The organism is Hungatella sp. SL.1.14 (assembly GCF_024460495.1).
Lineage (GTDB): Bacteria > Bacillota > Clostridia > Lachnospirales > Lachnospiraceae > Hungatella > Hungatella hathewayi.
The window spans coordinates 111,817-126,080 of the sequence record NZ_JANFYJ010000011.1 but is presented as its reverse complement, the minus strand read 5'-3'; the positions used below and the strand labels follow the sequence as shown (position 1 = coordinate 126,080).

The following is a 14,264-nucleotide window of genomic DNA, read 5'->3' as shown; positions in this document are numbered from 1 at the left end:
TCCTGTCTCATTATTCTTGAATCCTTGTCGAAAAACCGAAATGTTTCAAAGCGTGCTGGACAGCCAGATCCCAGAATCTCCACTCATGTCTGTATTCAGGAATAAATTCATATTCGACGGCCACCCCTAATTGACTGGTATACTCCATAAAGTCCTTTACTTCTTCATAATGATGGTCTGCCTTACCACAGCTGATAAACAGATCCGGAAGGATCCCCAGTTCCCGGCGTTCGGCCAGTCTTTTAAGCTGTAAGCGAATATTATCCCATGAATAGTAAAATTTCTCTGATCCTCCAGCGTTTAAGACAGCATTCCGTTTCTGGTTTTCTACCGGATTGACTTCCGTTTCAAAATCCATATCCCGCAGTGAATACTTTTTTCCTGATGAGGAAAGGCAGGCACAGCCATAAAACAGCTCAGGATGCCATATCGCAAACTTTAATGCCCCGGCGCCTCCCATGGATAGTCCCGCTATAAAATTATCAGTTTTCGCAGGTGAGACAGGTAACCAGCCGTAGATGAAAGGCATCAGCTCCTCAAAGAAAAAACGTTCGTAATCCATCCCATCGGCAAAGGTCTTCCAGTTCGCATACATTGTATTGCATCCCGAGAACGTAACCACCACCAGTTCATTTTCACATGCATACAATTCTAATTTAGTTTTTCGGATCCAATCTGAGTAATCCCCGCCACCTCCATGTAGAAGCCAGAGTACCGGGTACAGCTTTCCGCTCGTATAAAATTTTTTTGCATCAAGTTCCTGTTCACGATCAGGCATGATAACATGAATTTCTGTATTCCCCTTTAGAAATTCACTTTCAAAATTTAAGGTTAATAGCGCCATATTCCCTTCCTTTCATTGTCAGTACCATTATTTGTCATCATACTTTTTGCCAAACAGATTGACAGGTACAAATTTTTATTGTATATAAATTGTGTTATAAGATTTTATATCGCCCCATCATTATATACAAATTATACAAACATGTCGTCCATTTGTACAACAAATAGATCGACAGGTACTTACAAATGAAATTTGTTCAGAAAGAGGTAATATCATGGCTTACCCATCTTTAGAGTTCTTTTTGGTTATCGCAAAATACAAAAGCCTGACCAAAGCATCACAAGAACTATTTGTAACACAGCAAAATTTGAGTTCTTATCTAAAACGGTTGGAATCGTATTACGGTCTGGAACTTTTTACGCGTCATCCCAAGTTTGAACTTACAGAATTCGGAAAAATTTTGTATCAGGAAGCATTGGAAATACAAAATATTTATCAACGTATTGATGTTTCCAAGAAAAGCTATACCTCAAACTGTGAATTGCGATTAGGCTGCCGAGCGGCTCATCCCAATGATTATGTGGATTTACTTCCGCTTCAAAAATATAAAGCTGCACATCCCCAGGTGAAATTTATTTTCACAGAATACACGTCCTCTCTTTCAATTCAAAAAGTTCAGGAAGGGGCTCTTGACTTTGCTTTTTCCTCGAGTTATGTAAATTGTGATTCCGATTCCTCTTTATTAAGAGTGACCATGCGAAAAGATCACTGTTACGTACTGATTCATGTCGATCTTTTACTGCAGTATTTTCCAGAAAATCTGGAGGAGAAAATAGCCTGTTGGAAATCCGGTATCGCTTTACGGGAGCTGAATGGGGTTCCTTACTTCTCCTTAACCAAAACGAAATCTTATAATAAAATGGATGTCATGAATGATTATTTACGTAAAAATAATCTGATAGAAAGTAAAATGGGGGAATGCTATTCCAGGGCCGGAGCACTAAATATGTGCAGGCATGCCATGTGTTATTTTGTATCGGGAGATCCCGAACCAGAGTCTGATGATTTTTTTAGTTTTCCAGTAATTGAACCGGATACCGCAATATCTCTTTACTGCTACTGCAATTCCCATGTACTAAACCGGCCTTATATAAATGATTTTTGGAATATCATCAAAACTGCCAGTCTTAAGGAATGACAGTGACAATTAACCGATCAGTTATTTATTCTTCCTGGCTGACGATTGCGGATAATGCGGATTTCTATTATAATTAGGAAAGGGAAAATTAGAAGGAGGTAAGTACAATGGCGAACGAAATTATACGATGTGAATGGGCTGCCCACGATGAATGGAACCGGGAATACCACGACAGAGAATGGGGGATACCCGTCCATGATGACAAAACGCTTTTCCAAATGCTGATTCTGGAAGGTATGCAGGCGGGTTTGAGCTGGATCACTATACTAAAGAAAAGAGAAGCTTTTACTAAAGCTTTCGACGACTTCGATCCTTCTATTATCAGAAATTATGGTGAAGAAAAGGTTGAAGAACTGATGCAGAACACAGGTATTATCAGAAACCGTTTAAAAATCAACGCTGCCATTACCAATGCAAATGCTTATTTTTCACTGTGTGAAAAATACGGTTCCCTCGACCATTTCCTATGGTCTTATGTAGATGGAAAACCTATAAAAAACGCATGGAAAACTATGGATGAAATCCCTGCCAGTACACCTCTTGCGGAGAAGATCAGCAAAGATTTAAAAGGGATGGGGTTTAAATTTGTGGGGCCCACCATTCTATACGCCTATATGCAGTCTATCGGTATGGTGAACGATCACTTGACTACCTGCTTCTGTTATGAGCGGAAAGCATAACGAAAAAAGCAGAAAGACCACAAATACATGATAGCGCATGTATTTATGGTCTTTCTGTCTCTATACCGGCCCAAATAATTTACCTTTTTCACCTTCTACAGCAGATTCTTCGGTCCAAATCCAACCGGCAGCAATTCCTTCAGCGTATAAATCTCATACTCTTCCCTGCCGGAAGGCAGTATAATCTGAAATGTCTCCGGGTCGCAAAATTCCATCATGACCTGGCGGCAGACGCCGCAGGGAGCCGTCAGTCCAGACGGAATCCCATCCTTCCCGCCAACGATACAGATCGCCTGAAACTCTCTCACACCTTCGCTGACAGCTTTGAAAAATGCAGTCCGCTCCGCACAGTTGCTGGGTGTATACGCCGCGTTTTCAATGTTGCATCCCTGATAGATCACTCCGTCAGCCGTAAGAAGCGCTGCTCCGACTTGAAAGCCGGAATAGGGTGTATATGCCTTTGCCATGGCCGAAAATGCCTGGGATATCAGTTCCTCCACCGGAAGCTTTTCCTTAAGTGCAGCCAGTTCCTCCGTACGATCCATAACGGCCTCCTTTTCTTCTCCAAACAGTCCGGTATTCCTACCGTTATTAATAACCCCCGTCACTCTTCTCCTGTTTCACCAGCTTAATCATCCGGCTGGTTCCCAGGCGCTCCGCGCCCAGTTCCAGGAATTTTTCAGAGTCCTCGATGGAAGAGATTCCTCCTGCGGCCTTAATCTTCACATTCTTGCCCACGTGTGCCCGAAAGAGGGCCACATCATCGAAGGTCGCCCCGGCTTTGGAAAATCCGGTGGAGGTCTTGATAAAGTCGGCGCCGGAACGGGTCACCACCTCGCACATTTTAATTTTTTCCTCCTCCGTAAGAAGGCAGGTCTCGATGATAACCTTTAATATCTTATCTCCGCAGCAGCCCTTTAAAGTACGGATTTCCTCTTCCACCTCGTCATATTTTCCGTCTTTTACCCAGCCGATGTTGATGACCATGTCAATCTCGTCGGCTCCGTCTGCAATAGCGTCCTTCGTCTCAAATGCCTTGACTGCGGTAGTTGCATAACCATTGGGAAAACCGATGACTGTGCAGACCGCCATGCGGTCCTTCATATACTCTTTTGCCGCCTTCACATAAGAAGGCGGAATGCAGACCGATGCGGTCCCGTATTCCATAGCCTCATCACATATTTTTTTGATTTCCTCCCATGTGGCTGTCTGGGTTAACAGAGTATGATCCACATATTTTAACATTTCTTTTCCGTCCATAATTTCCTCCTGTAAACTAATTTTACCGCAAAGTGTGACGCTTCATCTGCCGGAAAACAATGTCTGGACGCGTTCTACAGTTCCAGCGCAATCTCCATCATTTTCCCGAAACCGAGCTGACGCTCCTCGGCGCTTAATTTCTCCTCTCCATAGATGAGATCCGAAATTGTCAGCAGACAGAGCGCTTTCTTTCCCGCCGCTGCCGCGTTCATATACAGCGCCGCCGCTTCCATCTCTACGGCCAGCACGCCCATGCTTCTCCATTTATCATTCACGGTAGTATCCGCATTGTAGAAAATGTCGGAAGAAAGAATATTGCCTACTACCACATTCGTTCCCTGTGCTTTCGCCGTATCCACCGCTTTCGCCAGCAGACCGTAGTCGGCAATCGGTGCAAATGTACCCGGAAGACCGTACTGATACGCGTAATTGGAATCCGTACAGGCTCCCATACCGATTACCACGTCCATCAGCTTCACTCCATCCTGCAGCGCTCCGGCAGAGCCGATCCGTATAATCTGCTCCACACCATAGAAATGGAACAGTTCATACGTGTAGATACCGACAGACGGCATTCCCATACCGCCGCCCATCACGGAAATCTCTCTTCCCTTATACATTCCGGTATAACCGAACATGTTGCGCACCGATGTCACTAACACCGGATTTTCCAGATACGTCTCTGCAATATATTTGGCCCGCAGCGGATCGCCCGGCATCAGAACCGTCTTCGCTATCTCTCCCTGTTTTGCCCCATTGTGGGCGGTTGGTGTCACACTCATAATTCGTCTCCTTTTCCATTTGCTGCGCTTTAACCGCGCCTTATTTTTTCCCGTTTTCTTCCTGAATCATCAGCCGGATCGCTTCTACCGCTGTCCGGATCGCCGCATCCGTGTCATGGACGATCGGATTCTCAAGCCCCTGCTTCGCCCTCTCCTGGTTAGCCAAAACCAGGAATACTGATCCAGCTCTCACCTTCAGCGCGCTGGCCACGATAAACAGCGCCGCCGACTCCATCTCGGAAGCCTTGCAGCCCAGCTGCAGCCAGGCGTTCCATTTATTCAGCAGCTCATACGATACCGGCTTCGTCTCCGGCGAATGCTGGCCATAGAATGAATCCTTGCACTGCACAACCCCTACATGGTACGGTTTTTCCAGTTTTTTTGTCGCCGCCACAAGCGCGTTGGTCACATCAAAATCAGGTACCGCCGGAAACTCAATCGGCGCATATTCCCGGCTGGTGCCCTCCATACGGATGGCGCCGTTTGCAATCACCAGATCACCACTCTTTACATTCACATCCATACCGCCGCAGGTACCGATCCTGATAAAGGTATCCGCCCCCGACATCACCAGTTCCTCCATGGCGATGGAAGCCGACGGTCCGCCGATTCCTGTGGAGGTAACGCTGACAGGCGTCCCGTCAAGCGTTCCGGTATACGTTACATATTCCCGGTTGTCCGCGATCAGCTTCGGATCATCAAAATATTTTGCTATCAGCGCGCACCGCTTCGGATCACCCGGCATAATCACATACCGGCCCACATCACCCTTTCCTACCTGGATGTGATACTGTTTTCCTTCATTTTCCGAATAATTTGTCATAAATAACCTCCCTTTCTCTTTGCAAATTAAATATCATTCTCATCGATCTTATCCGCCATGGCCGATTTAATTCTCTGATACTGTTCCTCACTGATGATAATTCCTCTTCCCTCCCGGGAAATGTATCCCTCATCCTCCATCTGGCTGATGCACCGGTTCACCGTCTTCACACACAGCCCCGTGCTGTTGGACAAATCCTTTCTCGTCAAATGGATCCGGCAGACTCCCCGTCTGGCAGAATCCCGGTAAATCTGCATAAACAAAAGAAAAAGCCGGTCAATACCCTGAAGGAAGAGAAAGAGACGTTCCTTCCTCACCTGTTCTACCAGATAAACGCTCATGGCCTTCACCTGTTCCAGCACCGCGTGAATATCCGTCAGCATCCACCGGCTGAACTGGTCCTTGGACACACAGAGGAACCGGCAGTCCGTCTCCGTCATTAAAGTCGTCTTATACAGATCATACCCCATAAGAAATTCCATGGCTCCAAACACCTCAATCGGATAAAAGCGGGTATAATCGTACGCCACCTCCTGAATCCGGTAGTCCGTTGCTTTCACAATCCCCTCTACCAGAATATATACAGTATCCACATGCGCGTTTTCATGGATAAACGTGGTTCCCTTTTTCAGACGCACGATCTGAAACGCTTCCAGCAGCCACTTCGGCGCATTCGCCAGATAATTATTCAAATAATCCCGTTCCTCACTGCGCAGCTCATTAATCAATGCCACAACATCATTCATAGTCTCCCCCCTTTCCTCCGTATTCACTGTCCTCTCCCTCTAGTTTGCATCATTTCACCCAAAAAGTCTACCATTCCCCCACAAATTTTACAATATTTTATTCCCCATTTCTCCTATCCACACATTCTACCCATCCACACATTCTACCCATTACACGCATTCTATCCAGCCACACACTCTACCCATCCACGCATTCTATCCATCCCCCAGCCTCCCGCCAGTCCAATCCGCCTGTGACGGGAAGTGGACCTTCCAGTACCCTCGCCGGAAAAAGCCGGAAGGCGGCGGGCAGGAGACGGCGATTTTTTCCGGAGTGTGACGGGACTTAGGGCGGACAGGAGCCAAACGGGGGGCAGATTTTCGTTTACAGGACGAAAATCTGAGGGCACTGAGAGCGAACTCATCAAGAGTTCGGTCGAATTGCCCGGTACCCCCGTTTGGCTTCTGTCCGCCCTTAGTCCCGTCCGCTCCGGAAACATGAGCCGTCTCCTGCCCGCCGCCTTCCGGCTTTTTCCTCACCTCCTCTGCAAAGTCCACTTCCCATCACAGGCGGATTGGACTGGCGGGAGGCGTCCCCTTCGATCTTTATCTTGCCCCCTTCTCATACGGCTGCCCGCTCGCCTTCGGCGCAGAGGACCTGCCCACAAACAGAATCAGGATCACAATTGTAATAAAATACGGCAGCATGGCCAGAATCTGTGACGGAACCGCAAAGTTTCCGCCTCCCAGAGTGACCGTAAGCGCCTGAGCCGCCCCGAACAGCAGGCAGGCACCGTACGCCCCGTGAGGAGTCCATTTACCAAATATAACCGCCGCCAGTGCGATAAATCCCTGGCCGCTGATGGCGGTCGGTGTAAACTGGGGAATAATAGCCAGAGTCATGGCGGCTCCGCCAAATCCCGCCAACACTCCTGAAACCAGAACACAGAGATAGCGGATCACGTACACGTGAATGCCCATGGTATCCGCGGCCGCCGGATGCTCCCCCACAGCCCTGATGTGAAGCCCCCATTTCGTCTTATACAGAAAGAACCAGATAAACACCGCCAGCAGAAACGCAATGACAACCGTTACGTCCACATTTAAATTCTGAAGGGCCCCCTGTACTTTAAGTCCTCCAAACAGCTTCGGAATCTTATTCGGAACCGGCTGTGACATGGTCGCGCCGTCAAATAAAAGACGGCAGACGAAGAGCGCCACGCCCGGTCCGATTAAGTTAATGGCGATACCGGAGATTGTCTGATCCGCTTTGCAGGTAATCGCAGCAAACGCATGAAGAAGCGCGATCAGTCCGCCGGCCAGCCCTGCGGCAATAAATCCCGCCCAGGCGCTTCCCGAGTAATAGCCCACCGTGGCTCCCGTAACTGCTCCAATCGTCATCATTCCCTCAATACCCAGGTTTGTCACTCCGGACCGCTCAGACACGACTCCGCCTAATGCGGCGAAAACCAGAGGGGTTGAATACATAAGTGTAATGCCGATAAACAGCGTCAGACTGTTAATCATGTTTTTTTCCTCCCTTCGACAAACGTTCCACCAGCGGCGGAATAATATGGGTCAGCGCAACAAAGAACACAATGATGCCGATGACAATGTTGATGATCTCAGAGGGCGCGCCCACCTCGTACTGCAGTGTCTGGCCGCCGTAGATAAGACCGCCGAACAGCAGTCCCGCAAAGATACAGCCGACCGGGGAGCTTGCCGCGATCAGACAGACTGCCAGCCCGTTAAAGCCTGTATTTTCAAATGCCGCCAGCGTAGCGATTCCATGGGGAGAGTTGCCAGTTATATAAAGCGACGCCGCCAGCCCGCAGATCGCACCGGAAATCAGCATGGAATGAAGAATGTTCCGGTTCACATTAATTCCCGTAAACTCTGCCGCAAACCGGTTGGCCCCCACCGCGCGAAGTTCAAATCCCTTTGCAGTCTTATAAAGAAGAAAGGACACCAGCACAGCCAGGATGACGGCAATGATAAATCCGGCGTTGACGTCTGTCTTTAAGATCGTATTGCGCAGGAACTCATTCTGCATCAGGGCGGCTTTCCCTTCTTCCGTCGCCTTGTAATTTCCAAGAATCATCGTATAGCCGGAGCGGTTGATCGCATACGTACCGATGGTATCCGGCTTATGGAAACGCTCCAGACCACACACATAATTGGAGAAATAGAGTGCAATCCAGTTGAGCATGATACTGGTGAGAACCTCATGGATACCGAATCTTGCCTTCAGAAATCCGGCGATTCCTCCATACACCGCCCCCGCCGCAGCTCCAGCGAAAAGAACAAGCGGAATCTGAATGACCGGCGGGAAATCACAGACAATTCCCACTACCGTAGCCGCAACACAGCCCATAATAAACTGGCCTTCCGCACCGATGTTGAAGAGTCCGGTCTTGAATGCAAATGCCACTCCGATTCCGGTCAGAATCAGCGGCGTACTTTTGATAATCACGTTGGACATATGCTTGGGGCTGGAAAAGACGCCGTTCAGCAGGACTCCCAGCGAGCGAACCGGCGGATACCCGACTGCCGCCAGGATGATTCCGGCTACCACAAAACCAAAGAAGATGGCAATCAGAGTCATCGTAAGCGGCTTCTTCAAAATATGAACAGTTTTATCCATGATTCTTCCCTCCTGCCATCAACAGGCCTATCGTATTTTCATCCACGGTCCCCTGCGGAAACGTATCCTGGATTTTTCCATCGTAAATCACCGCGATGGTATCGGAGACATTCATTACCTCGTCCAGCTCAAAGGAGATTAAGAGCACCGCTTTTCCCTTGTCTCTCTCGCGGATCAGCGTCCTGTGCACCGTCTCAATGGCTCCCACGTCCAGTCCCCGTGTCGGCTGAACTGCAATCAGTACATCCGGATTCATGGAGATTTCACGGCCAATGATCACCTTCTGCTGATTTCCGCCGGATAAACCGCCCGCCCGTTTCGAACCGCAGTCCTCCGGCCTCACGTCAAATTCCTCGATCAGCTTTTTCGTAAACTGCTCCATCTCTTTCTTATTCAGGATGCCCTTTCTGGAAAATGGTTCCTGGCGGTATCGCTCCAGCACGGCATTTTCATTGACGGAGAAATCCAGGACCAGGCCGCGCTTCTGCCGGTCCTCCGGTATTGTGCTGATGCCGCTGTCAATGACGCTGCGCGGATTGGTGTTGCCAACCGATTTCCCATTTACCGTAATGGTTCCCCTCTCTGCGGGAACGAGGCAGTTAATTGCCTCGATCAGCTCCTTCTGGCCGTTGCCGTCAATACCGGCAATTCCCACGATTTCCCCTTTCCTCACGGTTAAGTTTAAGCCTTTTACCGCGTCCAGCTTCCTTTCATTTCTCACCACCAGATCCTTAATCTCCAGCACGGCTTTCCCCGGCTTTGCCGGCGTCTTGTCTACCACCAGCTTTACCTCATGGCCTACCATGAGCGTCGCCAGCTCCTGCTCCGTCACCTCTTCGACCGGTATCGTGCGAATGTACTCTCCTCGGCGGATAATGGTGCAGGTGTCGGAGGAGGCCTTGATTTCCTTCAGCTTGTGGGTGATAATGATGATGGCCTTTCCGTCATCCACCAGATTGTGCATGATGGAAAGAAGATCCTCGATTTCCTGAGGGGTCAGAACCGCGGTGGGCTCATCTAAGATCAGCAGCTCGGCTCCCCGGTATAACGCCTTTAAAATCTCCACACGCTGCTGCATTCCCACGGAAATATCACTGATTTTTGCATCCGGATCAACTTCCAGACCGTACTTTTCAACGATTCCCAGAATCTGTTTTCTGGCCTTCCTCATATCCACGATTCCTGCATGGGAGGTGGTCTCATTTCCAAGAATAATGTTCTGTGTCACCGTGAAATCCTCTACCAGCATAAAATGCTGGTGAACCATGCCGATGCCGTTTGCTATCGCCGCATTGGGATTTTTAATATCCGTCTTCTTACCGCCTATGTAAATCTCGCCCTCGTCGGCCTGATACAGACCGTACAGCACATTCATCAGTGTACTTTTTCCCGCCCCATTTTCACCCAGCAGGGAATGGATGCTGCCCTTTTTTACGTCCAGATTCATATTCTTTAAAGCGTAAAACGCCCCGAAACGCTTCGTGATCCCGTGCATCTGAACCGCATAGTCGCTGCTCACCGTGGCCATCTCGATTTCTCCTTTCAAATTTACACCGCAGTCCCTATTCTGCTGTGAATGCTTCGTACGTTTCTTTTGTCGTTGGCGGAACCAGTTCCCCATTCTTGATGGATTCCGCTACCTTTAATGTATCCTCGTAGACGCCGTCGGCCATGTTGCCGTGTTCCTCCGGAATGCCCACGCAGTCTTCCTTTAAACCGAAGGTCAGAGTCTGTCCGCCGATCGTTTTGCCTTCCATGGCTTCGATGGAAACTTCCTTAACTGCTTTTCCTACCAGCTTAAGCGCTGAGGTCAGAACATTCTCAGGAGCTAAGTAAGCCTGATCTCTGTCCACACCGATCACCCATTTGTCAGCTTCCTTGGCGGCCTCGATAACGCCGGTTCCGCTTCCGCCTGCCGCATGGTAGATCACGTCACATCCGTCTGAATACATCTTTGTGGCAATGGCCTTCCCTTTTGCCGCATCGCTGAAGCTCTCCGCATACTGGACGGATATGTCGATATCCCTGCCCAGCTCCTTTGCCGCATACTTGACGCCAGCCTCATACCCGTACTGGAACTGGTCGATCAGACCGGAGGAGATTCCTCCCACGAAGCCGACCTTTCCGGTCTCCGTCATGCGCCCCGCTACGTAGCCAACCATAAAAGAGGGCTCCTCCGCCCGGAACATAACCCCCGTTACGTTGTCCGGCGTATCATCGTAGGCGTTATCAATGATTGCATACTGAATATCCGGATTACTGTCTGCAGCTTCCAGAACTGCGTCTGCACAGGCATAACCCACGCCCCACAAAAGGTTGGCGCCGTTGTCCCCCAGTCTCTCCAGGTTCGTAACAAAATCGGAGGCCTGTTTCGATTCAATATAGTTTACTTCCACGCCTTTTTCTTCTTTTAACTCGGTCAGGCCTTCCCACGCAGACTGGTTGAAGGACTGATCGTTAATTCCGCCTGTATCCGTGATCATGGCAACGGAAAAACTGCTCTTGCCTTCCGATGTCCCGCTGTCTGCGTTTTCTGCATTTTCTGTCTTCGTGTTTTCTGTCTTCGCGCTCTCTGCCGTCGTACTTCCTGTTTTTGCACCTCCGCATGCTGAAAGAGACAGTGCCACTACTGCTGTTAATCCGAATACAATTCCTCTTCTGAGCTTCATAATATCAATTCCTCCATTTACATTTTATAGTTTTATTTTAAATAGTTTTTATACCACCTGAATCTCCTGAAATCCGCATCTGACAGCCAGATTTCTCAGTTCTTCCATCCGCTCCGGCGGCGGGCTGTTCCGTTTCTCCAGCCTGCCCCTCACGCCATACTTACGGAACGTAATCAGCTTCAGCCGGAACTCCTTTAAATACGGGGCTGCCGCGTCAGCCACACCGGCGATAACCGCTTCCATATCTGTCTCACCATCCAGACAGACCAGTCTCACTTCATACAGCTTTTTCTGTTCCGCCAGGTATATTAAATTTTTCTTTACAACGGAACCGTCGCCGCCTGTCAGCCGTTTAAAGACCTCATAATCCCATGCCTTTACATCCAGCATCACCTGATCCGTAACCGCCATGAGTTCCGGATATTCAGACAGATCGACACAGCCGTTGCTGTCCGAGAAACACGTAAGCCCCGCTTTCCCCGCCTTCCGGTAGAGTTCCGTCAAAAACTCCGGGTACAGCGTACATTCGCCGCCGGAGACCGTGATCCCCTGGATAAACGGCATATTATCTTCGATCTCTCTCCACACTTCCTCTGCACTCATCCGGCGTACCTTCGGGGAAGCGAAATAGGGACAGACACGAATACAGTTGTCACACTGGATACACAATTTCTCATTCCATACAATCCGCTTTTCTGATGACTCCCCGCCTCCCTCTTCCATGGAAAGCGCTCCGGCCGGGCACTGCCCGGCGCAGATTCCGCAGGCGCGGCATAACTGCTGTGTCTCCGGATTATGGCAGTAGGCGCAGGCAATGTTGCAGCCCTGTACAAATACGGAAGTTCTGCAGCCCGGGCCATCCACGACACTCAGCGGGATAATTTTGTTGATCGGCGCCTCGGGAGAAAACCGGGTCATAACGCCCTCACCTTCCTGTTTTCCAGATGTGCATTCCGGTAATTGTCGCCGCCGAGATACACGGTATTTTGAAGTACCGCTTCTCCCTCGTAGTATTTCTCCATCTCACTGCGCTTTACCAAATATCCGGTGATTCTGACGAGATCGCTGTCCGAGGCGTAAAAGCTTATGTATTTATCACCGAGAGAGAACGCTCCTTTTACGATGTCCAGCATGGCAGCCGGATTATTTCTTCCTGTCGGATCAAAGGAGAAGATATCCGCACAGCCGGTTGGGAAAAAGCGGTGGAACCTGGCGCTGTGGCGAAGGTGGTCATACATGCGTTCCGGCTCCATCCCAACCGGGATTCTCACCCCGGAGGTGATGCCGTGGTCCGAATCAATGCCAACCTGGGCGTGAAGTGCGAAGCGGCCGCCGAATACCTCCGAGTAAAGGGCCTTCGAGTGCTCTGCATAATCTGCGATCACCTGCATGATCTGGTCAGCCAGATCATCTGCCTCTTTATCATGACCATAGATTTTTTTCGGGTCGCCCATCAGCATATTGGTGCATTCCGCCAGCCCGACGATTCCGAACATGGCAAGGAATTTATCCCTTTCAACCAATCCCTCCCGGGAAAGAAATGATGTCTCGAAGAAATTGGATTCCTCCACAAGAAACCGGATCCGTTCATTCATGTAATCTCCCATATGGCTTAAGCAGTCCGGAAGGAGTTCTGTTAAGAACTGTTCCCTGCTCTCTGCCTCCGGCACAAGCTTCGGAAGTACGATCCTCGTCAGAGTGTAGGAACCGCCGCCAATGGGAAGTATGTTGTAGCAGCTTGAAATGCCGTAATCTTCATACGTGTCCTTATGCATCCGGTGATTGCAGATCGCCGGGTTCGCACAGTAAAGGGAAGTATAGAGAGCCAGTTCTCCGTAGGAATCCGGCGTGATGTCCGGATCGTACTTTAAGGTCAGATTCGGCACCGCATTCTGAAGTTCCTTTTCCAGCTTTAAGATGATCCGTCCGGTTCTCGTCTCCTCCGGTCCCAGATTCGCATGGCAGAAGCCATCCGTAATCGTCCGGTCGAGATAGATGAGAAACAGCTTAAGCTTCTTCTCCGCCTCCTCATCGCTCACGCCTTCGAGGAACGGTTCGATCAGCTTATCGATATTTCCCAGGAAAACGGGATAGCTGGTAATAGAAGGAACATGGCGGTAAAAAATCTCCAGGAATTGAAGTACCTCGTCCAGATCCCTCGGCGGATCCAGCTGCAGAAATTCACATCCGTTCTTTACAGCCTTCTCGTAATCCGGCATGATATATCTCGGCCGGTACGGGGCATGTCCCTCGTCCAGATCACAGATCGCTCCGGTCTCCATATAGTGCCTGGTCCTATCCGGTATATCCAGTACCTCCAGACTGTTCTCCGCAGCATGTGCCAGGGCTACCACCTTCTGTTCATACGTCAGCCCCTTCGATGTGACAATGTCTAAAACCTTATTCATGTATTCCACCTCTTTCTTTTTTCAATGGTGCTTATGTCTCTTTATGTTTTGGAATATCCTCATTGTAGCAATGGTTTTTTCTTTTTTAAAGGACTTATGTCCTTTTACGAGGAATTATTATCCACTTTGTGAAAATATCACATTTTTATGAGACGATTTTTAGGCAAATAGCAGAGACAAAAAGGACACAAGTCCTCATTTTTCGGTTTTTTCTCGTATAAGGCAGCGTTTTTTTATGAAAAGAATGATCGGAAATGAAAGGATTCAGATGGGAACTGCAGTCATTCAGGA

The 14,264-nt window shown here is 49.1% G+C and carries 14 protein-coding genes; 2 read left to right on the top strand and 12 right to left on the bottom strand.

Translation table 11 applies throughout. The features are described from left to right. Positions 1-10 precede the first annotated feature (10 nt). Positions 11-844 (bottom strand): alpha/beta hydrolase, encoded by an 834-nt coding sequence (locus tag NE473_RS13765; protein ID WP_055649904.1) that lies wholly within the window; start codon positions 842-844, stop codon positions 11-13. A gap of 214 nt (positions 845-1,058) precedes the next feature. Between NE473_RS13765 and NE473_RS13760 the strand changes: the two genes are divergently transcribed. Together NE473_RS13760 and NE473_RS13755 are read left to right on the top strand one after the other, a co-directional pair. After that, positions 1,059-1,982, top strand: coding sequence for a LysR family transcriptional regulator (locus NE473_RS13760; RefSeq protein ID WP_055649903.1), 924 nt, complete (start codon positions 1,059-1,061; stop codon positions 1,980-1,982). 107 nt (positions 1,983-2,089) lie between these two features. Further along, positions 2,090-2,662 carry a DNA-3-methyladenine glycosylase I gene (locus NE473_RS13755; protein ID WP_055649902.1) on the top strand — a complete coding sequence of 191 codons (573 nt, stop codon included), beginning with the start codon at positions 2,090-2,092 and terminating at the stop codon, positions 2,660-2,662. A gap of 95 nt (positions 2,663-2,757) precedes the next feature. Here the strand turns inward: NE473_RS13755 and NE473_RS13750 are convergent, their stop codons facing one another. From NE473_RS13750 to NE473_RS13700, 11 genes are all read right to left on the bottom strand, one after another. Further along, positions 2,758-3,207 carry a cytidine deaminase gene (locus NE473_RS13750; protein WP_022031331.1) on the bottom strand — a complete coding sequence of 150 codons (450 nt, stop codon included), beginning with the start codon at positions 3,205-3,207 and terminating at the stop codon, positions 2,758-2,760. A gap of 46 nt (positions 3,208-3,253) precedes the next feature. Beyond that, on the bottom strand, positions 3,254-3,922 hold the full coding sequence (gene deoC, locus NE473_RS13745; protein ID WP_055649901.1) for a deoxyribose-phosphate aldolase: 669 nt from the start codon (positions 3,920-3,922) through the stop codon (positions 3,254-3,256). Positions 3,923-3,996: 74 nt separating this feature from the next. Next, positions 3,997-4,704: a purine-nucleoside phosphorylase gene (gene deoD / locus NE473_RS13740; protein WP_055649900.1), complete on the bottom strand. Its 708-nt coding sequence runs from the start codon at positions 4,702-4,704 to the stop codon at positions 3,997-3,999. A 40-nt stretch (positions 4,705-4,744) separates the two neighbouring features. Further along, a complete protein-coding gene (gene udp, locus NE473_RS13735) occupies positions 4,745-5,527 on the bottom strand; it encodes a uridine phosphorylase (protein ID WP_055649899.1) in 783 nt (260 codons plus the stop codon). Between the two features lie 26 nt (positions 5,528-5,553). Then, entirely contained in the window at positions 5,554-6,273 is a 720-nt protein-coding gene (locus tag NE473_RS13730) for a Crp/Fnr family transcriptional regulator (RefSeq protein WP_050797730.1), read from the bottom strand. A 585-nt stretch (positions 6,274-6,858) separates the two neighbouring features. Next, positions 6,859-7,779: an ABC transporter permease gene (locus NE473_RS13725; RefSeq protein WP_022032586.1), complete on the bottom strand. Its 921-nt coding sequence runs from the start codon at positions 7,777-7,779 to the stop codon at positions 6,859-6,861. Next, a complete protein-coding gene (locus NE473_RS13720) occupies positions 7,772-8,896 on the bottom strand; it encodes an ABC transporter permease (protein WP_006770878.1) in 1,125 nt (374 codons plus the stop codon). Before NE473_RS13720 ends, NE473_RS13725 begins: the two co-directional genes overlap by 8 nt. Beyond that, entirely contained in the window at positions 8,889-10,424 is a 1,536-nt protein-coding gene (locus NE473_RS13715) for an ABC transporter ATP-binding protein (RefSeq protein WP_055649897.1), read from the bottom strand. The genes NE473_RS13720 and NE473_RS13715 overlap by 8 nt, the downstream gene beginning before the upstream one ends. A gap of 34 nt (positions 10,425-10,458) precedes the next feature. After that, a complete protein-coding gene (locus NE473_RS13710; RefSeq protein WP_148510139.1) occupies positions 10,459-11,565 on the bottom strand; it encodes a BMP family ABC transporter substrate-binding protein in 1,107 nt (368 codons plus the stop codon). Positions 11,566-11,613: 48 nt separating this feature from the next. Next, a complete protein-coding gene (locus NE473_RS13705) occupies positions 11,614-12,483 on the bottom strand; it encodes a YjjW family glycine radical enzyme activase (RefSeq protein WP_055649895.1) in 870 nt (289 codons plus the stop codon). Next, a complete protein-coding gene (locus tag NE473_RS13700) occupies positions 12,480-13,973 on the bottom strand; it encodes a YjjI family glycine radical enzyme (RefSeq protein WP_055649894.1) in 1,494 nt (497 codons plus the stop codon). The genes NE473_RS13705 and NE473_RS13700 overlap by 4 nt, the downstream gene beginning before the upstream one ends. Positions 13,974-14,264: the final 291 nt, after the last annotated feature.

What these genes read in the sequence shown, in the direction of transcription:
- NE473_RS13710 (WP_148510139.1), bottom strand. Translation starts at nt 11,565, where the DNA reads ATGAAGCTCAGAAGAGGAATTGTATTCGGATTAACAGCAGTAGTGGCA.
- NE473_RS13720 (WP_006770878.1), bottom strand. Translation starts at nt 8,896, where the DNA reads ATGGATAAAACTGTTCATATTTTGAAGAAGCCGCTTACGATGACTCTG.
- NE473_RS13725 (WP_022032586.1), bottom strand. Translation starts at nt 7,779, where the DNA reads ATGATTAACAGTCTGACGCTGTTTATCGGCATTACACTTATGTATTCA.
- NE473_RS13755 (WP_055649902.1), top strand. Translation starts at nt 2,090, where the DNA reads ATGGCGAACGAAATTATACGATGTGAATGGGCTGCCCACGATGAATGG.
- NE473_RS13715 (WP_055649897.1), bottom strand. Translation starts at nt 10,424, where the DNA reads ATGGCCACGGTGAGCAGCGACTATGCGGTTCAGATGCACGGGATCACG.
- NE473_RS13760 (WP_055649903.1), top strand. Translation starts at nt 1,059, where the DNA reads ATGGCTTACCCATCTTTAGAGTTCTTTTTGGTTATCGCAAAATACAAA.
- NE473_RS13730 (WP_050797730.1), bottom strand. Translation starts at nt 6,273, where the DNA reads ATGAATGATGTTGTGGCATTGATTAATGAGCTGCGCAGTGAGGAACGG.
- NE473_RS13705 (WP_055649895.1), bottom strand. Translation starts at nt 12,483, where the DNA reads ATGACCCGGTTTTCTCCCGAGGCGCCGATCAACAAAATTATCCCGCTG.
- udp (WP_055649899.1), bottom strand. Translation starts at nt 5,527, where the DNA reads ATGACAAATTATTCGGAAAATGAAGGAAAACAGTATCACATCCAGGTA.
- deoC (WP_055649901.1), bottom strand. Translation starts at nt 3,922, where the DNA reads ATGGACGGAAAAGAAATGTTAAAATATGTGGATCATACTCTGTTAACC.
- deoD (WP_055649900.1), bottom strand. Translation starts at nt 4,704, where the DNA reads ATGAGTGTGACACCAACCGCCCACAATGGGGCAAAACAGGGAGAGATA.
- NE473_RS13750 (WP_022031331.1), bottom strand. Translation starts at nt 3,207, where the DNA reads ATGGATCGTACGGAGGAACTGGCTGCACTTAAGGAAAAGCTTCCGGTG.
- NE473_RS13765 (WP_055649904.1), bottom strand. Translation starts at nt 844, where the DNA reads ATGGCGCTATTAACCTTAAATTTTGAAAGTGAATTTCTAAAGGGGAAT.
- NE473_RS13700 (WP_055649894.1), bottom strand. Translation starts at nt 13,973, where the DNA reads ATGAATAAGGTTTTAGACATTGTCACATCGAAGGGGCTGACGTATGAA.